Annotated in this window: 21 protein-coding genes; 16 read left to right on the forward strand and 5 right to left on the reverse strand. The window is 45.2% G+C overall.

From position 1 onward, the window contains the following. Window positions 1–15 precede the first annotated feature (15 nt). A complete protein-coding gene (locus ACMUEV_RS02565; RefSeq protein WP_190648428.1) occupies window positions 16–1,101 on the reverse strand; it encodes an aliphatic sulfonate ABC transporter substrate-binding protein in 1,086 nt (361 codons plus the stop codon). Between the two features lie 395 nt (window positions 1,102–1,496). Here ACMUEV_RS02565 and ACMUEV_RS02570 point away from each other — a divergent pair, with 395 nt between their 5' ends. The 5 genes from ACMUEV_RS02570 (at window position 1,497) to ACMUEV_RS02590 (ending at window position 6,049) form a co-directional block, all read left to right on the forward strand. Beyond that, on the forward strand, window positions 1,497–2,414 hold the full coding sequence (locus ACMUEV_RS02570; protein WP_017290860.1) for a TauD/TfdA dioxygenase family protein: 918 nt from the start codon (window positions 1,497–1,499) through the stop codon (window positions 2,412–2,414). An 888-nt stretch (window positions 2,415–3,302) separates the two neighbouring features. Continuing rightward, a complete protein-coding gene (locus ACMUEV_RS02575) occupies window positions 3,303–3,824 on the forward strand; it encodes a phycocyanin subunit beta (protein ID WP_017290859.1) in 522 nt (173 codons plus the stop codon). Between the two features lie 59 nt (window positions 3,825–3,883). Next, window positions 3,884–4,375: a phycocyanin subunit alpha gene (cpcA, locus tag ACMUEV_RS02580; RefSeq protein WP_017290858.1), complete on the forward strand. Its 492-nt coding sequence runs from the start codon at window positions 3,884–3,886 to the stop codon at window positions 4,373–4,375. A 95-nt stretch (window positions 4,376–4,470) separates the two neighbouring features. Beyond that, the gene (locus ACMUEV_RS02585; protein WP_348251534.1) at window positions 4,471–4,836 is read left to right on the forward strand and encodes a hypothetical protein; all 366 of its coding nucleotides are present in this window, start codon (window positions 4,471–4,473) and stop codon (window positions 4,834–4,836) included. Next, window positions 4,763–6,049, forward strand: a complete 1,287-nt coding sequence (locus ACMUEV_RS02590; RefSeq protein ID WP_190648425.1) for an MFS transporter — start codon at window positions 4,763–4,765, stop codon at window positions 6,047–6,049. Before ACMUEV_RS02585 ends, ACMUEV_RS02590 begins: the two co-directional genes overlap by 74 nt. Before the next feature lie 9 nt (window positions 6,050–6,058). Here the strand turns inward: ACMUEV_RS02590 and ACMUEV_RS02595 are convergent, their stop codons facing one another. Together ACMUEV_RS02595 and ACMUEV_RS02600 are read right to left on the reverse strand one after the other, a co-directional pair. Continuing rightward, window positions 6,059–7,756, reverse strand: coding sequence for an iron uptake porin (locus ACMUEV_RS02595; RefSeq protein ID WP_190648422.1), 1,698 nt, complete (start codon window positions 7,754–7,756; stop codon window positions 6,059–6,061). A gap of 775 nt (window positions 7,757–8,531) precedes the next feature. Beyond that, a complete protein-coding gene (locus tag ACMUEV_RS02600) occupies window positions 8,532–8,888 on the reverse strand; it encodes a hypothetical protein (protein WP_190648418.1) in 357 nt (118 codons plus the stop codon). Window positions 8,889–9,310: 422 nt separating this feature from the next. Between ACMUEV_RS02600 and ACMUEV_RS02605 the strand changes: the two genes are divergently transcribed. The 4 genes from ACMUEV_RS02605 (at window position 9,311) to ACMUEV_RS02620 (ending at window position 12,045) form a co-directional block, all read left to right on the forward strand. After that, window positions 9,311–9,916, forward strand: a complete 606-nt coding sequence (locus tag ACMUEV_RS02605; RefSeq protein ID WP_190648415.1) for a thioredoxin family protein — start codon at window positions 9,311–9,313, stop codon at window positions 9,914–9,916. A gap of 78 nt (window positions 9,917–9,994) precedes the next feature. Further along, window positions 9,995–10,810 carry an SDR family NAD(P)-dependent oxidoreductase gene (locus tag ACMUEV_RS02610; protein WP_242044265.1) on the forward strand — a complete coding sequence of 272 codons (816 nt, stop codon included), beginning with the start codon at window positions 9,995–9,997 and terminating at the stop codon, window positions 10,808–10,810. Next, window positions 10,792–11,568, forward strand: coding sequence for a sulfite exporter TauE/SafE family protein (locus ACMUEV_RS02615; protein WP_190648412.1), 777 nt, complete (start codon window positions 10,792–10,794; stop codon window positions 11,566–11,568). The genes ACMUEV_RS02610 and ACMUEV_RS02615 overlap by 19 nt, the downstream gene beginning before the upstream one ends. 180 nt (window positions 11,569–11,748) lie before the next feature. Further along, window positions 11,749–12,045 carry an antibiotic biosynthesis monooxygenase family protein gene (locus ACMUEV_RS02620; protein ID WP_190648409.1) on the forward strand — a complete coding sequence of 99 codons (297 nt, stop codon included), beginning with the start codon at window positions 11,749–11,751 and terminating at the stop codon, window positions 12,043–12,045. A 29-nt stretch (window positions 12,046–12,074) separates the two neighbouring features. On the opposite strand, the gene ACMUEV_RS02625 is transcribed toward ACMUEV_RS02620, so the two are convergent. Together ACMUEV_RS02625 and ACMUEV_RS02630 are read right to left on the reverse strand one after the other, a co-directional pair. Then, entirely contained in the window at window positions 12,075–12,419 is a 345-nt protein-coding gene (locus tag ACMUEV_RS02625) for a ferredoxin family protein (RefSeq protein WP_190648406.1), read from the reverse strand. After that, window positions 12,416–14,044, reverse strand: a complete 1,629-nt coding sequence (locus tag ACMUEV_RS02630) for an FAD-binding protein (protein ID WP_190648402.1) — start codon at window positions 14,042–14,044, stop codon at window positions 12,416–12,418. Before ACMUEV_RS02630 ends, ACMUEV_RS02625 begins: the two co-directional genes overlap by 4 nt. 260 nt (window positions 14,045–14,304) lie before the next feature. Between ACMUEV_RS02630 and ACMUEV_RS02635 the strand changes: the two genes are divergently transcribed. The 7 genes from ACMUEV_RS02635 to ACMUEV_RS02665 all read left to right on the forward strand — a co-directional run bounded on the left by ACMUEV_RS02635 (window position 14,305) and on the right by ACMUEV_RS02665 (window position 21,459). After that, window positions 14,305–14,976 (forward strand): HAD family hydrolase, encoded by a 672-nt coding sequence (locus tag ACMUEV_RS02635; protein WP_190648399.1) that lies wholly within the window; start codon window positions 14,305–14,307, stop codon window positions 14,974–14,976. A 341-nt stretch (window positions 14,977–15,317) separates the two neighbouring features. Further along, on the forward strand, window positions 15,318–16,079 hold the full coding sequence (locus tag ACMUEV_RS02640; protein ID WP_199329286.1) for a TauD/TfdA dioxygenase family protein: 762 nt from the start codon (window positions 15,318–15,320) through the stop codon (window positions 16,077–16,079). A gap of 36 nt (window positions 16,080–16,115) precedes the next feature. Beyond that, complete coding sequence (locus ACMUEV_RS02645; protein ID WP_199329284.1) at window positions 16,116–16,286, forward strand: hypothetical protein; 171 nt, start codon at window positions 16,116–16,118, stop codon at window positions 16,284–16,286. 98 nt (window positions 16,287–16,384) lie between these two features. Further along, window positions 16,385–17,059 (forward strand): O-methyltransferase, encoded by a 675-nt coding sequence (locus tag ACMUEV_RS02650; RefSeq protein ID WP_242044264.1) that lies wholly within the window; start codon window positions 16,385–16,387, stop codon window positions 17,057–17,059. A 151-nt stretch (window positions 17,060–17,210) separates the two neighbouring features. Further along, window positions 17,211–18,749, forward strand: a complete 1,539-nt coding sequence (locus ACMUEV_RS02655; RefSeq protein WP_190648396.1) for an amidohydrolase family protein — start codon at window positions 17,211–17,213, stop codon at window positions 18,747–18,749. A gap of 142 nt (window positions 18,750–18,891) precedes the next feature. Next, window positions 18,892–19,563, forward strand: a complete 672-nt coding sequence (locus tag ACMUEV_RS02660; RefSeq protein ID WP_190648392.1) for an HAD family hydrolase — start codon at window positions 18,892–18,894, stop codon at window positions 19,561–19,563. Window positions 19,564–19,575: 12 nt separating this feature from the next. Further along, on the forward strand, window positions 19,576–21,459 hold the full coding sequence (locus ACMUEV_RS02665) for an ABC transporter ATP-binding protein (RefSeq protein ID WP_190648389.1): 1,884 nt from the start codon (window positions 19,576–19,578) through the stop codon (window positions 21,457–21,459). The last annotated feature ends 10 nt before the right edge of the window (window positions 21,460–21,469 follow it).

The raw sequence follows: 21,469 nt of genomic DNA on the forward strand, positions 1-21,469 counted from the left end.
GTTCAATTGATAGGCTTAATTCAAAGTAAAAGCAGCGACTTGATCAGGTGGCAGAATCGCGTCTTGAACTTTGACTGGTTTCGGAATCAGCTTGAGTTGGTAGTAGGTATCTGCAACTCTCTGTTGCTCAGCAATGATATCGTTGGTTACTGCAGTGAGTCCAAACACTCTGCGCTGTGTTGCTTTCTTGACAGCTTCTGCATCTAGCTTCAGTGCATCAGTGAGCACAGTTGCAACTTCATCACGATTCTTGTCAGACCAATTTTCTAGATTCCGAACTTCCTCTAAAATTGCTTTCAAGATTTTAGGTTGCTCGGCGGCAAACTTACGTGATGCAATATAGTAGCCGCCTAACTTATTGACATCTGTCCCATCTGCGAGCACGCGAGAATTTGTTCCTACTTCAGCTGCTGCGAAAAAAGGATCCCAAATTACCCAGGCATCTGCATCTCCTTTGACGAATGCTGCGCGAGCATCTGCTGGGGTTAAGTAGATAGGCTCGATATCGCTAAATTTTAATCCTGCCTTTTCTAGTAGTTGCACAATCAAGAAATTTGCACTTGATCCTTTAGCAAACACTACTTTTTTACCTTTGAGATCGGCAACACTCTGAATTGGTGAATCTTTAAGGACAAGTACACCATTACCTTTTGGATTCGGAGCAATCGCGGCTGCGTAAGTTAATGCGGCTCCTGCGGCTTGAGCAAAAATAGGGGGTGATTCTCCGACTGGACCAATATCGATCGCACCTGCATTGAGCGCTTCAAGCATTGGCGGGCCTGCGGGAAATTCTGTCCATTCTACTTTCACGCCTTCTGAAGCTAGGCGCTTATCAATATCTCCTTTTGTTTTGAGCAAGATCGTTGCCTTCTGAATTCCAAAGCGCACTACATTACTTGTCGGCGCTTTTGCTGCAACGGGAGAGGCGTTTGGACTGTTCGAGGCAGTCGGCGTTGTGGGAGAGCAAGCTGCGATCGCAATACTCAAACCAAACCCCAGTAAAGCAAAGCGCAGCCAAACCGGGATAGCTAACGTGCTATCCCTAAGACTAAAGGATCGACCCACAACAGATCGTAAAACAATGAAAATTCGATTGAGCATAGCTGGTTACAATGCAAAAACTAACGGTAAACTTTGGTGTGGTCAGACTGTTGTTGGACAAATGATGAAAATCCGTCAAGTTAAATCTACGTAAAATTGGTAGAGATATTGTAGATTTAACTTGACCGATAATGTCACATCCGCCTTGCAAAATCAAGATCTCTGTTGAGCGATTGCAGCCAATTGAATCGAGCTTTCAGCCATATTTTGTATCGATCTGACTTGACATTTTTGGTCAATCTGCCTGTGTGCAGTATGACGAGAATCTAGAATTTCTTTACGACTTATTCTTGACTAAATCGGTAGATATAACGGAAAATTGCTCAGTTAGTTCGTCTAACAATTCGCTCAACTCGATGCAAAGCGAAGTACAAGACTCTGGAGACTTTTAAGCAATGACAACAACGACAAGTCTAAAAGTTCAACCGATCGCTGGACGGATTGGGGCTGAAATCGGCGAAATTGATTTGCGTGACGCTCTTACGAATGAAACGATTGGTGAGATTCGCAAAGCACTCGTACACTATAAAGTCATTTTCTTTCGCAACCAGAACTTAGATGCTGATGGACAGGTTGCATTTGCGCGTCGGTTTGGTGAGGTCACAACGGCTCATCCCACAGTGCCATCGCTTGAAGGACAGCCAGAAGTTTTAGATTTGGACTACGATCGCACGGTGGCTCGCGCAAATCATTGGCACACTGATGTGACGTTTGTTGATCGCCCACCGCTCGGATCAGTTCTCAGAGCAGTAACCATTCCTCCAGTTGGTGGTGATACTGTTTGGGCAAATTCGGTCACTGCTTATCAAGATCTGCCTGAATCTCTTAGAAATCTAGCCGATCAACTTTGGGCGGTTCATAGTAATGCTTATGACTATGCGGCTCCTGCTCTAGATTTATCGGAAGAATTTAGAGCTTACCGGGAAGTGTTTACTTCAACGGTCTACGAAACAGTTCACCCGGTTGTCAGAGTGCATCCTGAGTCAGGAGAGCGGGGACTTTTTATTGGTGGATTTGTGCGGCGTTTGCAAGGGCTATCTCAAACAGAGTCCAATGATCTGATTCGATTGCTACAGTCTTATGTCACTCGCTTAGAGAATACAGTCCGCTGGCGCTGGCAAGCAGGAGATGTCGCATTTTGGGACAACCGAGCGACTCAGCACTATGCGATCGCAGACTATGGCAATCAGTCTCGCCGGATGCAGCGAGTTACTATCTCAGGAGATCTTCCGCTCAGTGTTGATGGTAAGCATAGTCAAGCCCTGAAGGGAGATTCATCTTCTTATACACCGCAAGAACCTGTCATAGCTTAATGTCAATTTGTCCCAAAGATGGGAATCGATCGTTGAATGAGGTTGAGTCACAAGCATTCACCCGCCCCAAAATGGAATTCGGGACGAAAAGATAACGTGAGCGCAGTAAAACATCCGCTTAGGATTGCTTCGCTCATCGAATTATTTTGGATGTAAAAAGACGAGAAGTACTGTCATCAAGAATAGAAACTGCATAATAATTTTCGCCTAAAAAACTAAGGCGTTTCGGCGAAAATATGAGTGGTTTTTGATTTTTAATGACTTTCCTACTTTTGGGCTTTATAATTCAACAAATTAAGTACAGTTGTAAAAATAGAAGCAAGCTTCAACAGGTAGTTTGCTTCTATTTTCTTGTGTTATTGAGTAAATTGCTTCTACAATGCTTCTATCAATTTTAATAAGCGAAACTCAATTATTAATAATTTTAATTGATGAACTAATCGAAAAAGCTAGAGGATTCTGAGAGCAAATCTTTAAGTTTTGAAAAGTGCTTTTTGGGGATAAAACGCCGACTTGGCGAGCAATCTGCTGAATTAACCTTGTGGTTTGTATACGTGATAACTTAACTGCTTTTTATTATTAATAATTGAATAAGGATTTAATCAGTTCTAAAAATACTCCTCTTTTTTATGAGGTTTAACTGACTTATTTGCTCAATATTTTTTAACAAAAATAGGCATAACACCGTTGTAAAAACTAATTTGTAGGGGATAAATGCAGTTTGAAATTCTTCCGAACTGTTCTCGTTATTTCTAATAGAAGAATTAGAAATAACAGGCTAATTTCCACTTGATGTTTTTCAGGATTTTAGGAAATATAGTATTCCCTTCTATGACTTGAGTTTTAGACTCAAATTTTCGTCAACGTTGCAATTAGGAGAAGGCAATAATGGTACAAGATGCGTTTACAAAAGTGATTTCTCAGGCAGATGCTCGCGGTGACTATCTGAATCCGGGTCAGCTTGATGCTTTGCTCGGTTTGGTGCGGGATGGCAATAAGCGCATTGATGTCGTCAACCGAATTTCCGGTAGTGCATCTGCGATCGTTGCAAATGCTGCTCGCAGTCTGTTTGAAGAACAACCTCAACTGATTGCTCCAGGGGGAAATGCTTACACGAACCGTCGGGCTGCTGCTTGCTTGCGCGACTTGGAAATCATCTTGCGCTATGTCACTTATTCAATTTTCACGGGTGATGTCAGCATTTTGGAAGACCGAGCATTGAACGGCTTGCGAGAAACTTATTTGGCTTTAGGCGTTCCGGGTGCATCGGTTGCGGCTGGAATTCAAAAGCTGAAAGAAGCATCGCTGGCGATCGCAGGTGATCCCAATGGTGTTACGCAAGGAGATTGCAGCAGTCTTCTAGCGGAAGTTGCCACCTACTTCGATCGAGCAGCAGCAGCAGTTGGCTAATCAATTGCACATTTCTCTGTTTTATCTATTCATGTACACATTTAGGAGAATCTTGATCAATGTCCAAAACTCCATTAACTGAAGCGGTGAGCGCTGCTGATTCCCAAGGACGCTTTTTGAGCAGCACTGAATTTCAAGTTGCTTTTGGTCGGTTCCGCCAAGCCGCAAGCTCATTGGAAGCAGCGAAACAACTGTCGAGCAAAGCTCCGAGTTTAGCTGAAGCTGCTGCAAACGCGGTTTACCAAAAGTTCCCCTACACCACACAGTTGCAAGGTCCAAACTATGCTTCTGATGCACGCGGCAAGTCGAAGTGCGTCCGTGACATTGGCTACTACTTGCGGATTATCAGCTATGCTTTGGTTGCTGGAGGGACGGGTCCTATCGATGATTATCTGATTGGGGGTTTGTCTGAAATCAACCGTACATTCGAGCTTTCTCCAAGCTGGTACATCGAAGCTCTCAAACACATCAAATCCAATCACGGTTTGACAGGTGATCCTGCTGTGGAATTGAACTCCTACATTGATTATGTTGTCAATGCTCTGAGTTAGCAGTCTATCTCCGATACAAGTTAAAAGCGTCTAGCCCTTCATGTAGCTTAGTTGAGTTAGCTACATGAAGGTTTTCTTTTTAAGATGAGAAATGAATGTTCTGCAGCAATTTACAGAATGCTGGCTTTCAAGAGACAGATTTGCCTCAAGCTTTTGTGAATATCACGCTTCACGCAATTAGAAAGCTTAAACTCTATTTCAACCTGTTGCCTATAGTGAGTGATGCTCTGATTGCGGCTTGGAAAGATTTACCTCAATGCAAAATTATTTATTTAGAATATCTAACAGTTTGTTTTTCGTATAGTAAGATAACAGAAGATCGATCCCTGAAACTTATTCTAGGTATCAATCTTGTTGGTTTTATCAGTGGAAGCAAATTGTTAGGTTATGGCAAATTTGTATCAGCGATTCAGCAAGCAAGTGCGGTTCAAACTTCACCTGCCTGCATTTCGATCTCGTAACTTTCGACTTTATTTTTTAGGGCAAACTTTTTCTCTATCGGGAACTTTTATGACTCAAGTCGCGGTTCCTTGGTTGATTTATGATTTGACTCATTCGCCTTGGTTACTGGGTCTAGCAGGCTTTCTAGGATTTCTACCTACACTCATTCTCTTGCCTTTAGCAGGCGTATTGTCTGATCGCTGGAGTCGGCATTATATCCTAACGATCGTGCAACTCCTGGGTATGGTTGTTTCGGGTACTTTGACTGCGCTTGTTTTTACTGGGATGGCGAACTTCCAGTCTCTGCTGTTGCTGAGTGTTTTATTGGGGATGGTGAAAGGGTTAGATATGCCAATTCGTCATGCTTTTGTCAGCGAGATGGTCACAGAGCGTGAGGATCTGGCAAACGCGATCGCGCTCAATTCGATTATGCTCAGTAGTTCTCGATTGTTTGGACCTGCACTCGGTGGTATCTTGCTTGCAACGGTTGGAGCAGGCTTTTGCTTTCTATTTGATACGCTGAGCTATCTTGCAGCAATCTGGGCGCTAGCATCAATGCGGTTGAATCGCCCAGCCATTTCAAAATCGAAGGTCAGTGCTTGGAAATCGTTGAAAGAAGGATTTAACTATGTTCAGAATTTTCTGCCTGTTCGTATGATTATTTTGCTTTTGGCAATTCAAGGCGTGTTTGGTATTTCTTATACGGCTTTATTGCCTGTGTTTGCAGCAGATATTCTTCGAGGCGGAGCGAGTTCGCTCGGATTTCTGAGTGCATCAGGAGCCGTGGGATCGGTGCTGGCTTGTGTTTATCTTAGTCAGCGTCGAGGCATTGCTGGATTAGAGCGAACGATTGGATTGTGTCCTGCGGTTATTGGGATCGGGTTGATTGCCTTCTCAGTATCACGATCATTTTTACTTTCTCTTGTGATTTTAGTATTTGTAGGGGCTGCGGGAACACTGCAAGTTGCATGTAGTAATACTGTGGTTCAATCGATCGTGGAGGATAGTAAACGCGGCAGAGTGATGAGCATTTATGCCATGTCTCTGGTGGGAATGATGCCGTTTAGTAACTTGATAGGAGGAACGCTTGCTCACTATCTAGGAGCACCTCAAGCCTTGATGGTCTGCGCGATCGTTTGTTTTCTCGGATCGATTTGGTATGGTCAAAAGTTGCCTGATCTGACGCGCTCAATTCAAATGGTGACTGCATCGCGTCAGAGTGTCAACCTTTAGCAACTCACTTTAGAAACTAAAGTTTGTGCGAACTGTTCCCACCAAAATCGAATCATTATTACGATTTTGCTCAGGATTAGTAATTAGAAAAACACCAGGAGTAATGCTGACGTTGTTGTTCACTTTGAACGTGTAGAACGCTTCTAGATGTAGTGAAGTATCTGAGTCAACGCGGCGAGCGGCTGTGGGGGTCGGGCGGAAATTGTTACTCGTTGCTTTGGGAGGAATCCCAACAATGATCCCGCCGAGATTTCCTTTCTTGAATAGATCGGGAAATGCAACCGATATTGCTCCGTTCAGGATGGTTGCTTCGTTGTCTGCTCCCTTGACCTGGAAAGCGCGAGTATAGCCAAACCATCCTCCAATTTGCAGCGTAGGGCTTGTTTTCCAGAGAAATTGCAGCCCGAAATTATCGGAAACAGTTGCATTTTGCTGGAATGGGTTTCTCGCAAAAGCGCTTCCTGTCCCTCCTGTTAGGTTGAACCCAGTGTTGGAACCAAAGTACTTGCGTCCATAGCTAAACGCAATATCAAAGTTGCGACTCGGCGTAAAAGTGAGTTGGCTATAAAGCAGATTATTGCCGCTAAAAAATCCTCGTCCTGCATTAGGATTTGGAGCTTGAGTATCATCGGTTAAGTAGCCTAAGCCGAATCTAAGCTGCGGACTAAACTGATGAGACACCCCAACACCTGCACCGTCAAAACCAGGTCGATAGATAGTTGGATTGTGAGTTGCAAATCGAGAAATGGCACCATTTGCACCTCCGATCAATGGATTGAGATTCGGTGCAAATACAACAGGCTGAAGCTGACGAGTTCCGACCCAAACTGTGGTCTGATTTCCGAGCGGAAATCGGTAGTGAAGAGAGTCGAGATATAAGGAACTCTCTGGAAAACTGCTTCTGTCGATCGTTAAACGAGTTTCAGCCGTTCCCGTTGATGTTTGTAGATTGGGAACGTTATTGGCAGCAAGACGAGTAAAGAGCAAATCTTTACCCGTGAAGCTCGTCAAGAGAGACAGCCTCACCCGATAGGCAAAGAAAGCTTGAGTGTCATCTTTGGTATCGTTTGCAGCAGTATTGTTTGCGCGATTTCCAAAGGTATCAGCCGCAATGAAGATTGCATCCCCTTGCAGTTTTGTTGTGGTCGAAAATTGTTGTTTTTCTAACGTCGTGGTTCGTGCTTCTAGCTTATCGACCCGCCCCCGCAAGGTTGCTAATTCTGTCGCAAACTGTTCTTGTAATTTTTGTAGGGTTGCTAAATCTTCTTTCTTAACTAAATCTGCTGTCGCTGCTGCAATCAGTTCATTGACTCGATCGAGGCAAGCATTCAGTCCGGCTGCAAACTCATAGCGAGTCAGTGCACGATTGCCGCGATAAGTGCGATCGGGATATCCGGCAATGCACCCATAGCGTTCGACCAAAGACTGTAGTGCTTGAAAAGCCCAATCGGTTGGTCGAACATCTGAAAGCTGAGAAACCGAGGTGACTTGATTCGACAGTCGATTGATGGGTTGTATGGTTGAGTCAAGAGACTGCTCGATTTGAGCAACGCTTGGAGTTGGTAGATTTGAGCGAGTCTGCTCAATCGGTAACGGAGTGACCTCTGAAGCCGCTGCTTTCGTGGCATGACTGGTTGATGCCAGCAAAATACCAGTACTTAGAAACAGTGACCAAGAGAATCGAGAATTCCATGAAATTTTCAACATTCAATAACCTCACATCCAAATTTGCAAACATCGCTAAGGACAAGGGCAAGCATAATTCAAAGCATTCTTGCTTTGATCTCACTGCTAAGAGTCGGCAGCAAGAGATCTGCTTTGTGGTCGGACAATACTTTGGTCAAAGGTTCACCTCAAGCGGCGTACATGACGCACCAACTGAATGGGTGGAATCGACACGAGTAGTGGAATCAACCGGAGTCAATAAACTACTGTAAATCCGTAGAGATTAAGTATTTATATTTGTTCAGAGTATCGTTTCACAAGCCTTTCTATAAATCAAGCTAAATTAAATACATTTTTCTGGAGAAGCTTGTTGCAGACTCATGCTGCTAAAGTTGTTTGGGGGACAAATCATGACCGCGATCGCAATTATTCATAAAGAAGGGGTTGATTTATTCTTAAAAGTGGAGTCATAATACTCCTTAATCTCTATCGATTCACCGTAATTAAAACAAGAAAATTCTGAAACCTCTTATCCTAGACGGAGTGTGTGGACTAGTCGCCAATTAGCTTCATGTGCATCCCGTGATGCGGAGATTGGAATTCTTGTTTCATAAAAAAGCCCTCTTGCTTTTACACATCTTTGGGGGATGTTCTAGAGCGAGAGGGTATAGGTGATTGAGTTTTGCTTGAAGTCTCTTCGAGAGTAAGTGATGATCGCGGACTACCGCTGAGCATGACTGAATTGCGATCGACAGTTCAGTCATGCTCAGGTGTAATAGTCGTGCGAATCTGTCTCTTCTCTTGAAGAGAGCGAGAGCTAGTCACTGATGCGACGTTCAGCCAAGTTGAGTTCGATCGCTCGAATGTATGCTGGGTTGTTTAGTGCATCAGAGGAAACCTGATTCGCTTGAACTCCAGCTTTGACGATATCGTGAGCTGTAATGCGTCCTGTTGCAAGTTCCCAAGAAAGTTGGCTACCGCTAGGAATGCCCTCAAGGTAGCCACTGCGGGCGAGATTGGACAGGTTAAAGGCATTTGCGCCTGCGACGTTGCTAGGAATATTGGGAGTCACGATCGCAACTGATTTTTCAGATGCATCTACTTTTGTAATTGGAGCCAGCGCAAAACAGAGCGACAGCACAGTCATGCCGCCAGCAAGTTTCTTGTATCTCATGGAAAAATCTCCTAACTAATAGATGGACTAGTCGCCAACTCGAACTATCGTTACATTTCTATTCTTCACTAGATCTCTAGAGAAGAAATGTTTTTGGCGCGATGTTTTGCGGCGAATCGAGTCGGAAGTATTAGTTGTGTGCATTGATCTGTGACCTTTGATGTTGAGATGAGATGTTGTCTCAATCTCATGTTTTCCAAGGATTTCAGCTTCCTCGAGGTCGATATCAGACTGATATGAAAGCTGTAAATTCATCGAGAGAAAGTAATGCCGAAAAGTAAATTTACTAATAATCCTTATAGTTGATTGTGCTGCTACGAACAGCTTTTAACTATCCCGCTTTACTGTAGTTTCTTTACTATTTAGGTTTACTTTTAACTATCCCGCTTTACTGTAGTTTCTTTGTGATTCAGGAGTTTTTTATGGTGCTTACTCCTTCAATAATGCTGACTTTAGGAGCATTAGCAGCCGATTTTCAACTTCCCGATGTTGTGACGAGTCAGACGGTTACTCTTGCTAATTTTGCTGACCAGAAAGCTTTGCTTGTTTTATTTATTAGTCGTCACTGCCCGTATGTACAACATATTAAATACGAGCTTGCCCAATTGGGACAAGACACGCGCGATCGAGGTCTTGGAATTGTTGCGATTAGTTCCAATGATGCGATGACTCATCCTGATGATGCACCCGATTCCTTAAGGGAGTTTGCTGAGGAACTCAACTTCTCTTTTCCGCTTTTGTTCGATGAAAGTCAGCAGACAGCGAAAGACTATTTTGCAGCTTGCACTCCCGACATTTTTCTATTTGATCAAGGTCGTCGCTTAGTTTACCGTGGGCAATTAGATGATAGTCGTCCGAGAAATGATATTCCGGTAACGGGCAAAGATTTAAGAGCCGCGATCGCAGCAGTGCTCTCTGACCGGCCTGTTGCTTATGACCAGAAGCCGAGCATCGGATGCAACATCAAATGGAAGCCAGGAAATGAGCCAGTTTATTTCAAAGTGGCGGTCAGCACTCCTGTTTCTTAGGCGCTCTGAAAATCGATGAACGAATGACGAGTGAACTCAGTTAACCTCTCTCTGTAAAGTAAGGATCAACGCGAAACTATGGCAATTGAATTGAACTTGGCTGGAAAATCTGCGATCGTCACTGGAGGAAGTGCAGGAATTGGGTTGGCGATCGCAAAAGCTCTCTATCATGAAGGCGTGAATGTGGCGATCGTGGCTCGTGATGCTCAGCGACTAGAAAGCGCAGTTTCAGAGATTCTTGAACTCTCAGAGCAAGGCAATCGAGTGATTTCGATTCGCGCAGATTTGACCCAAGCAGAAAGCATTGAGAAAGTTGTTTCTCAAGCGATCGCAGAATTTGGGCAAATTGATATTTTGATTAACAATGCGGGATCAGCACGGGCAGGGTCATTGCTTGATCTTGAAGACGAGGCATTTATTGATGCCTGGAATTTAAAATTGCTCGGTTATATTCGCCTAGTCAAAGCAGTCATTCCTGATTTCATTGGTCGTCGCGATGGACGCATCGTGAATATTATTGGTGGTGCTGGCAGAACGCCCCGCGCTAATTTCCTGCCGGGTGGAACAACAAACGCTGCGTTACTCAACTTCACGAGAGGCATTGCGAAAGAACTCGCTGCATATAATGTGAGAATCAATGCAATCTCACCAGGATTTACTGCAACTGAACGAGCCGATCGATTAGCTGCGCAAACTGCTAGCGATCGCGGTATCACGGTCGCAGAAGCCAAAGCAGAAACGATCAAGGCAATTCCCCTCGGAAGAATTGTGCAGCCTGAAGAGATTGCTGCATTAGCGCTGTTTCTGGCGCTGCTTCAATTACAGGCAGCGAAATTTTGGTGGATGGCGGTCAAACGCCTGGAGTCTAGAACGAAATGGTTTCAGCTCCTCTAACGCCTTTGACCGGATTGCTGCTTTTCGGTACTGCCTTTATCGCAGGAGGGCTGAATTCAGTCGCAGGTGGCGGAAGCTTTATCACCTTTCCCACCTTGCTTTTTACAGGAATCAATCCAGTTGTTGCAAACGCGACGAACAATACTGCAATTTGGGTTGCAGCGCTAGCCAGCGCAGGAGCTTACCGAAAAGATCTAGGTGTTCCTAGAAAACAACTCATCTTGCTGTGTGGTGTGAGCCTAATGGGAGGAGTGATTGGCTCGATCGCATTGCTCTTTACATCGCCGGATGTCTTCAAGAAATTGATCCCTTACTTGTTGTTGGTCGCAACGCTTGTTTTTACTTTTGGAGAACCTGTTAAGAAATGGTTGCAGCGTCAAGATCAGAATCCTTCAACTGCACCGCCACTGTTGAATGTAATCCTGGCGCAGCTCGCGATCGCGATCTACGGTGGCTTTTTTGGGGCAGGCTTAGGCATTTTAATGCTGGCAACGCTGTCATTTTTGGGAATTAAAAGCATTCACAGTATGAACGCGTTCAAGACGTTTCTGGGAAGCTGCATCAATGGAATTGCGATCATCCCTTTCATATTTGCAGGCGTGATTGCTTGGCAGCAAGCGACGGTGATGGCGATTGGAGGCTCGCTAGGTGCTTACTTATGCGTTCACTATGCCCGAAAACTAAAGCCTCAAGTGATTCGGAACTTTGTGATTTTGGTTGCGGTGAGTATGACCATCTATTTTTTCGTGCAAAACTGAGTGCAGATGATATGCAGCCAGAAAGTCTAGATTACGATCTCATTAAGAAATAACACGGTCATAGTAAACAGGTGGAAACTGGCATGAAGCATCTATGCATTATTTTCAATCTGGATGGTACGTTAGTTGATGTTGAGAAACTTTATGTTACCCAAACGCGATCGTTAGCCAGTTTGTATCATGATTTTAGAGGTTGCAATCTTAGAAGTTAAACCCGGACTCGCACAGCAGTTTGAAGCAGCGTTCCAAACTGCTGTGCCCATTATTGCTTCAATGTCTGGATATATTTCTCACGAACTGCAAAGCTGTGTCGAAACTCCAAATCGTTATATTTTGCTAGTACGTTGGCAAACTTTAGAAGATCATACAATCGGTTTTAGGCAATCCAAAGAGTATCAGCAATGGCGATCTCTTCTACATCACTTCTATGATCCTTTTCCTACTGTGGAACACTATCAAATCGTGGAATCGAAGTAGTATCTTTTTTGCGATCGCCAATCCTAAAACTAATTTGCGGCATAGGGGCGTGGCAACTGGCGCAGCTTATGGGCTGTATCCTGGTCACTATTGTTTTGTCTGCCATATCCCCAACCTAATGTGCGGCGATATTCGCCCATAATTCCGCGATCGATTAACTCATCCTCATCGACTTCAACTTTCGTATGCGATTCAGGTGCAACATACAGCGCATCCGCAGGACAATACGCCTCACACATGAAACAGGTTTGACAATCTTCTTGACGTGCAATGACAGGCGGTTGATCAAGAACCGCATCAAAGACATTCGTAGGGCACACTTGCACACAGATATTGCAAGTGATGCAACGTTTGGTACTAATTAGTTCGATCATGATCTTGCTCCAACGAGTACAGTTTGAGGAGTAGCAACTGCTTCCGAAATCCAGTTGCGTCTCACCCAAAGTTGATCCAAGCCACCTGTTGCTAGATAGTAACGCTGATGAGGATCGGTTTCTGGATAGTCCACGCGAATATGACCGCTCCGCGTTTCCTGACGATGCAATGCGCTAAAGTATGCCCATCGTGCTACAGCCGTAAGGGCTGCGGCTCGACGTGAAAATTCGATATCTCGAACGGTCTCTTGTTTAGCAGTGCCTTGCACTTGTTGCCAGAGTGTTTCTAGTTGATTTAGAGAAGCCTGGAGTCCCTGTTCAGAACGGAAGTAGTTCTTCTCTAGTGGGAAGACCTCATCCTGAACACCTCGCACGATCGCATCACTATCAAAAGGTGTAGCAGTGGGAGAGTGCGATTGTAATCCGGCTTGACCAGCAGGACGCGCAACCCGCTCATGCGCCTGAGTTCCGAGGCTCTTCGCGAAAGCGGCTGCACCTTCTCCAGCCCATTGTCCGGTCGAGATTGCCCATGCTGCATTCGGGCCACCGCCACCTGAGCCTAACCCTGCAAGAAATTCGCGTGATGCAGTATCACCCGCCGCATAAAGCCCTGGAACTGTTGTGGCACAACTCTCATCCACAATCCGAATTCCACCTGTTCCCCGTACCGTTCCCTCTAAGAGCAATGTAACGGGCACTCGTTCTGTGTAGGGATCAATCTCTGCTTTCTTATAGGGTAGAAATGCGATGAAATGGGACTTTTCAATCACAGCTTTCACTTCAGGTGTCGCGCGATCAAGCTGTGCATAGACCTGACCTTTGAGTAAAGCATTTGGCAAAAAGGAAGGATCATGCCGACCATTGACATAGCCTCCGAGATTATGACCTGCTTCATCTGTGTAGGTTGCCCAACCAAAAGGAACGCCCCGCGTGACGGTAGCATTGAACGCTGTTGAGATCGCATAGTGGCTCGATGCTTCCATACTCGATAGTTCGCCACCTACTTCTGCCGCCATGAGCATTCCATCGCCTGTATTGGTATTGCATCCTAGGACTTTACTCAAGAAAGCACAGCCCCCGTTTGCAAGCACGACTGCACCTGCACGAATAGTATAAGCTCGATGCTGTTGACGTTGGACTCCTCTTGCACCTGCTACTGAACCATCATTCGCAAGTAAAAGCTCTAGGGCAGGACTTTGATCGAGAATCTGCACACCTGCGCGCAGCAGAGTTTTGCGAAGAATCCGCATGTATTCAGGCCCATAGTAGCTCTGACGCACAGATTGGCCATTCTCTTTTGGAAAGCGATAGCCCCAATCTTCGACTAAGGGTAAACTCAGCCAAGTTTTTTCGATGACTCGCTCAATCCATCTCAAATTTGCGAGGGTTTGTCCTGCTTGATAGCGTTCCCATAAAACAGTATTCCAATTTTCTGGCGAAGGAGCCATAATGCCATTCCCACTCGCGGCAGCAGCTCCGCTCGTGCCTAAAAAGCCTTTATCAGCGACAATGACACTCGCACCTTGAGAAGCTGCTGCCCACGCTGCCCATGCAGCGGCAGGCCCACCACCGATCACAAGAACATCGGCAGTTAAATAAAGTTCATTTTCACGGTTAATACTCACGATTCTGATGTTCCCTGAAAGGTTAGAGTGAGGACTCGTTCTACGATCGCACTATTAGTCAATTCTGCGGTTAGCTTACAGCTTTCCCGACTATTACATGAGTCGCTTGCAGAAACAAGTCTAACGGGATACAAATTATATGTTCACCATAATATTAGAATTTCTAACTATTTTTTGAACTATTGTGGAATATAGCTGAATCATCTCAATTGATTCTGACTTAGAGAAGTAACGAAAGACTGAATTCTAGAACCTTAACTATGGCAAATCAGAAATTGGTGATTTTTGATTGTGATGGAGTATTGGTAGATAGTGAGCAGATTCTGCATCGCGTGTTTGCGGAAATGTTGACTGAAGTTGGCTTGCCAATTACGTATGAAGAAACGACTCGGCAGTTGATGGGACAATCGCTCGCAACTTGTATAGCAATGATCGAACAGTCCTATCAAAAAACATTGCCCAAAGATTTTATTGAACGGTGCAAAGCACGAGAATTTGCTGTATTGCGTCAAGAGGTACAACCTGTTTTTGGTATTTCTGAAGCTTTAGAGAAAATTACTTTGCCAAAATGTGTGGCATCGAACAATAGTCATCGTCATATCCAGCTCGTTTTGACCCTAACTCAGCTGTTGGCTCACTTTGATGGAAAAATCTATAGTTCTCATGATGTCGATCGTCCTCAACCGTTTCCAGATGTGTATCTTCATGCAGCACAGCAAATGGGGTTTCAGCCTGAAGAGTGTGTTGTGATTGAAGATTCTATTCCAGGGGTGCAGGCGGCATATGCGGCTGGGATGACTGTTTTCGGTTACACCTCACATCAGCTAATTGAAACACATCGAGATGCGCTAGTCGCAGCAGGAGCAAAAGCTGTTTTTGCCCAGATGCAACAGTTGCCAAATTTGATTGATGCTATCAAATCACCTCAGTAATTCTTTGATCGCTTGATCACATTTTCTATTCTTTTTTTGCTTTACTTGAGCGGTTTCTAGCAACATAAAACGATTGTCAATTCATAAAAAAAGCAGTAAAGTTTCCTCAGCAACGATTCGTTTTTTGGAATGGAATTGGTGAGTGGAAACATTCCGAATTTGCAGATTTTGAAGGTTTTAGTTGCTGAAAGATTTCGAGCTTCTGAGTCACGATCGATAAAGTTTGAGAGCTAAATGTCTATCTGCCCCAATAGATAGACAGATTTCTTTAGACGATCAATCTTACAACTACAACTTTTGCTGCAGACCAAACTTTGAAGACTCTAAAGGAGACTCTAGACATGGGTTATAAGCATATTGAAGTCAAGCCTGTCAGTACTTACATTGGTGCTGAAATTGGCGGTGTGAATCTTGCTCAACCTCTTTCTGAAGATGAAGTGAAAGAGATTCGTAAGGCATTGTTGAAGTGGAAAGTGGTCTTTTTTCGGGGTCAGAATGTTGATCATGCAGGACAAGTCGAGTTTACTTCTCGCTTCGGTGAAGTAACATTTGCACATCCTTTGGGAGAGCCAGAACCAGTGCCAGGCTTTCCGCAGCTTAAGCCTGTCGATCGCAAAATCTATGAAAGACAATATGGCTTTCGCACAGGTGGCCCTTGGCACACTGATGTCACGGCTGCCATCAATCCGCCTGCTGCATCAATTTTAAGAGCCGTCAATGTTCCTGATGTTGGCGGAGATACGCAGTGGACAAATCTTGTGGCTGCTTATGAAGGGCTTTCTGCACCATTGAAAGCATTAGCCGATACTTTGAAAGCGGAACATCGCTTCAATGGTGGAGGCTATCAGCCCAGTAACTCAAAGTTTACTGAACGCATTACTGAACGCATTGCCGTGAATCCTTTGGCTTCGATTCATCCCGTTGTGCGAGTGCATCCTGAAACGGGTGAACGTGCTTTATTTGTGAATCCTGGCTTTGTTTCGCGCATTGTGGATGTCTCGCCTGATGAAAGCAAACTGCTGCTAGAGTTGTTCTTTAAGCAAATTACGAAACCTGCTTATACAACTCGGTTCCGCTGGCAGAATGGAGACATCGCGTTCTGAGATAACCGTGCAACCGCGCATCTGGCTCCTCAAGACTTGGATCATGTCGAAGTCGATCGACTGCTCTACCGTACAACCATTACGGGAGATGTGCCAGTTGGAGTGGATGGCTCTCGCTCAGAAGTCTTGCATGGAGAAGTGTTTGATGCAGAAGTACCGTCTGTTTTCAAACAGACGGCTGAGCAACATGCTGGAGCATCTGCATGAACGATCGTGCTCTGATGAATTGTGGTGTGATTAAGCGATGACCTTTTACTCTGGGCTGTCTTTCGGCAGTCCAGTTCTTTAGTAATTTGAGGAATATAATGATGAGTCAAACTCAATGGACGGCAGTTGATAACTATATTACTGATTTGCTTGTGCCTTCTGATCCGGCTTTAGATGCAGTTCTTCAGTCTACGATCGATGCCAACCTGCCGACAATTAATGTTGCACCCAATCAAGGGAAATTTTTACATATTCTCGCGCAAATTCAAGGTGCTCGTAGAATTCTAGAATTCGGGACATTGGCAGGCTATAGCACGATTTGGCTAGCGAGAGCGCTGCCTACGGATGGCAAGTTAATTACTCTCGAAGCTAATCCAAAACATGCTGAGGTTGCACAAGGAAATATCGATCGTGCGGGTCTAGCAAAGCTTGTTGAAATTCGAGTTGGCGCCGCGCTCAAAACATTGCCAAAACTTGCGACTGAAGGGCAAGAGCCTTTTGATCTGATCTTCATTGATGCTGATAAGGTGAATATTCCAGAGTATTTCACCTGGTCACTGAAGTTGGCACGGCGGAGCAGTGTGATTGTGGTTGATAATGTTGTTCGCAAGGGAGCCGTGATTGAAGCGGATAGTCCAGACGAAAACATTCAGGGCGTTCGTAGATTCAATACACTCTTAGCAAATGAACCGCGAGTCAAAGCAACCACGATTCAGACTGTTGGAAGTAAAGACTACGATGGGTTAACGATCGCGTTTGTCATTTCAGATTGATCAATATTGTTGTCCTCAATTAATTAGATAATCTAAATGTTAGGTTATTTTACAATTGTAATCCAAGTTACACAACATTTCAGATAGAGACGAGTAAGCTTTAGTGAACTTCGCTTGTAATTCACTCAACACGAATTGAGGACAATAAATCATGGTTGAGCATAGCCGTCTGAATACTTCTCGTTCTGCTAGGATTCGCGCCCAACTCAATTATCCGGTGATTGACACCGATGTTCATACCAATGACTTTACGCCTGCATTTGAGGATTATATTGCGAACTATGGAGGTTCGCATTTAGTAGACGAGTTACGCAAGGCAGAGAATTCACGGTTGAATTCTAGAATTGAAGGAAAAGATTGGTATCAGCAAACGCCAGAAGAGCGGCAATACTATCGCACCTTGAGAGCGCCCTGGTGGGCAAGAGTCACGCGTAACACGCTGGATCTCGCAACCTACACGCTACCAGAGTTGCTTTATGAACGTCAGGCGGAGCAAGGCTCAGACTATTCTGTGCTGTTTCCAAACAATGCGCTAGCAGCAGGAGGAGCCAAACCTGAGCATCGTCAGGCGCTGCAAAAAGCGATCAATCACTATCATGCAGATATCTATCGCAAGTACAGCGATCGCTTAACACCTGTGGCTGGAATCACGATGACAACGCCTGAAGAAGCGATCGCGGATCTCGAATTTGCGGTGAACACTTTGGGCTTGAAAGTGATCAATATTCCGGGTGGTGTAAGACGACCAATTAAAGCGATCGCAGATAAGTATCCCCCGGATCAGTTCCCAGAAATTGCCAAGTACGCTTCGTACACTGACTTTTTTGGTTTGGATAGCGAGTACGACTACGATCCATTCTGGGCAAAAGTTGTGGAATTGGGTGTTCCGGTGACCACTTACTATGGAAGCCAAGGTTGGACAGGACGTTCTTCCATCAGTAACTACATGAACAATCACATCGGACACTTTGCAGATGGCTCGCAAGCGTTTGCGAAAGCATTGTTCTTTGGTGGTGTGACGAAGCGCTTCCCGCAACTGCGGGCGGCATTCTTAGAAGGCGGTTCTGATTGGGGGTCTCATGTGTACATTCACCTCGTCGATCGCTACTCCAAGCGCAATATCAAAGCCCTCCAGAACTACAACCCAGCCCTGACTAACTCGAATGAACTGTACCAGTTGTTTGAGCGCTTTGGTGGTGACATCACGAAAGGGTACGATCTCAGTCCAGAAGAATTAACTCACACCGTGCTAGGAGCATCCTTCAATCGTTACAGCCGTGACCCAGTAGGTAGTGAACTCGAAGATTTTGCTGCGGCTGGCATTGAAAGCATTGAAGATATCCGCGATCGCTGGGTGAATCCGTTCTTCTTTGGGTCTGAATCTGACGATCGTACGATCGCAGCAGCCTTCAACGATAAAGCGAATCCGTTGGGTGTGAAGATCAATGCGATCTACTCTTCGGATGTGGGTCACTGGGATGTACCCGATATCACGCTGCCGTTGGCAGAAAGTTGGGAACTCGTGGAAGAAGGCGTGATTTCTGAAGCGGACTTCAAAGCTTATGTGTTTGAGAATCCTTACAGACTCTACACGGAAGCGAATCCTGACTTCTTTAAGGGAACCGCGATCGAATCTAAGTTGAGCAATATTGAAGCTAAGTCGAACACAGAGAATTTTGTTACGGCATAGCAACGTGATGTGAATTAAATCCGGTGGAATTCGTTGGTTTTCCACTGGATTTAAAGCGATCAAGGTCAAATTGGATGAAAACTTGAAACAAAAATTAGATGACATTACGGCTGAGTACCGTCGAGGGGATGCTGTGCGGTAAATGGTGAAGTCAATTCTGTTTGATTTGGATGATACTTTGCTCGATCGCAATACATCGGTTCAGCAGTTCATTGCAGCCCAGTACGATCGACTCTCTCGCTCTTTCAATCACGTCTCTAAAGCGGATTATGTAGGTCGATTTATTGAGCTAGACTGTCATGGTCGAGTTTGGAAAGATCAGGTTTATCAAGCCCTGGTTGTAGAATTTGGCATTGAGACGATTCGTTGGCAAGCTTTGCTTGAGGATTACGAAACTCAGTTTCAGTGGCATTGTATTCCGTTTCCTTTTCTCACCGAAACGTTGCACCAGTTGAAACTACAAGGGTACTTGTTAGGGATTGTGACCAATGGGTTAGGGCATGTTCAGAATCGTTCGATCGATGGATTGGAAATTCGAGATTACTTTGATACCATCCTCATCTCAGAAGTTGAACAAGTCAGAAAACCGGAGCCTGAGATTTTTTCGCGAGCTTTAGCTCGATTAGGAGCCACTGCCCAAAACAGTGTTTTTGTTGGGGATCATCCAAAAGCAGATATTGAGGGGGCAAAAGGGGTTGGGATGAAAACGATTTGGAAACAAGATTTCTATTGGTTAGAAACGCCAACCGCCGATGCCACGATTGACCATCTGAATGAGATTCCTGCCATTCTGCAACAGTTTGACAACAATTAGGGAGAGTCTGCATTGAACCGCCGCGTTGCCTTTTCTCGCTTTGCAAGTCGCCGTTCTTTCCTCAAACATTCTCGTTCTGCTCAACCATTCCAAAGGGCTACGGAAGCGCCCCCTTTACCAACCACCGCGTTTCGATTCATTTGCTATTTTGTGAATCAGTTTCGTTGGTGGTATGTGGCAATGGTGGTCCTGGAGATTATCCATTCCACTTGCGGCATTATGTTGCCCTATGCGATCGGGGAAATTATTCGCAGTGTGACGCGATCGACGGGAGATAGCCAACTGATCTTTGAGACCGTGAGACAACCGCTCATCCTATTCGCAGCATTGAGCGTGGGAGAAGTCGTATTCGGACGAGCTACGGGACTGTTGCAAACCATTCTCCATCCGGTTCATCGTCAGCATATTGTTCGATCGCTCTATGCCTATCTGCAACAGCATTCTCATCGGTATCTCAGTAGTAGTTTTTCTGGAGCGTTGGCGCATCGGATTAGTGAAACTTCCTTAGGTGTAACGCAGACGATGCAAATGGCAATCACAGAATTTTTGCCGGTGATTGTGGGATATGTTGTTGCTGTTGTGTTGCTCTATCGTGCCTATCCGCCTCTCGCGGCATTTGTTGGAGTGTGGGCAGTTGCGTTTATTGGTATTTCCTTCTGGCTTGCGACTCGTTGCCGAATCTATGCCCGTGGTGCTGCTGCTGCGAGAAGTGAAACAACTGGGATGATTGTTGATGCGGTGACGAATCTAGTTAGTACTAAGTTATTTGCACGTCTGGGATTTGAACGGCGTTATTTGAATGAGCAACTAAGGCGTGAACTAATTGAGGTGAGAAAGTCTAATTGGTATTCTGAGCGGATTCGTTGGTTTCAGTTTATCTCTGCTGCGATTTTGAAAATTGGGACGCTTTACTATTCGCTTTCGCTCTGGAGTCAGGGCAAGATTGCTGCGGCTGATTTTGTGGTGGCAACGAGTTTGTCGCTGTTGATCATTAGTGAAGCTCGAAATTTGAGCAAGCGATTTCTGGAATTTTTTGAGCATATTGGCAATGTGATCAATGGCGTTTCCACGATCGTTCAACCGCACGAGATTATCGATCGAGACACAGCGATCGCGCCAACCATTCAAGGTCAGATTGAGTTTCGGCAGGTGCAGTTTAGCTATTCGCCAGAGAAGCCCGTATTCGATAATCTCTCGATTACGATTCAACCAGGAGAACGGGTTGGACTGGTGGGCTTTTCTGGGTCTGGAAAATCGACTTTTGTGAATCTGATTTTGCGGTTGTTTGATCCGCAATCGGGACAGGTTTTGATTGATGGTGTGGATATTCGGGACATGACTCAGGATGCTTTGCACGCGCAGATTAGCCTGATTCCTCAAGATCCTTCGTTGTTTCATCGCACGTTGCGGGAGAACATTCGCTATGGGCGTTTGGATGCAACGGAAGCAGAGGTGATCGACGCGACGCGGAAAGCTCATGCCCATGATTTTATTGTGCCGATGCCAGAGGGATATGATTCTTTGGTGGGGGAACGGGGCGTTAAATTATCAGGGGGACAGCGGCAGCGAATTGCTATAGCCCGAGTGATTCTCAAAGATGCTCCGATCCTGATTTTGGATGAGGCGACTTCGAGTTTGGATTCAATTACCGAGAAAGCTATTCAGGAGACGCTGGATTTAGCGATGGATAATAAAACGGTGATTGTGGTGGCGCATCGGCTGTCTACGATCGCGCATCTCGATCGCATTTTGGTGTTTGATCAAGGTCGCATCATTGAAGATGGAACGCATGACGCTTTGCTGAATCGGAAGGGTGCTTACTACAAATTGTGGAGAATGCAAGCGGGTGGATTTTTACCGATCGAGGCAACGCAGAATGGACAGGTACGAGGGTAAGCAGGAGTAT

Origin of the sequence: Leptolyngbya sp. FACHB-1624 (genome assembly GCF_047649235.1) — a bacterium.
In the GTDB taxonomy this organism is placed as follows: Bacteria; Cyanobacteriota; Cyanobacteriia; order Leptolyngbyales; family Leptolyngbyaceae; genus Leptolyngbya; species Leptolyngbya boryana.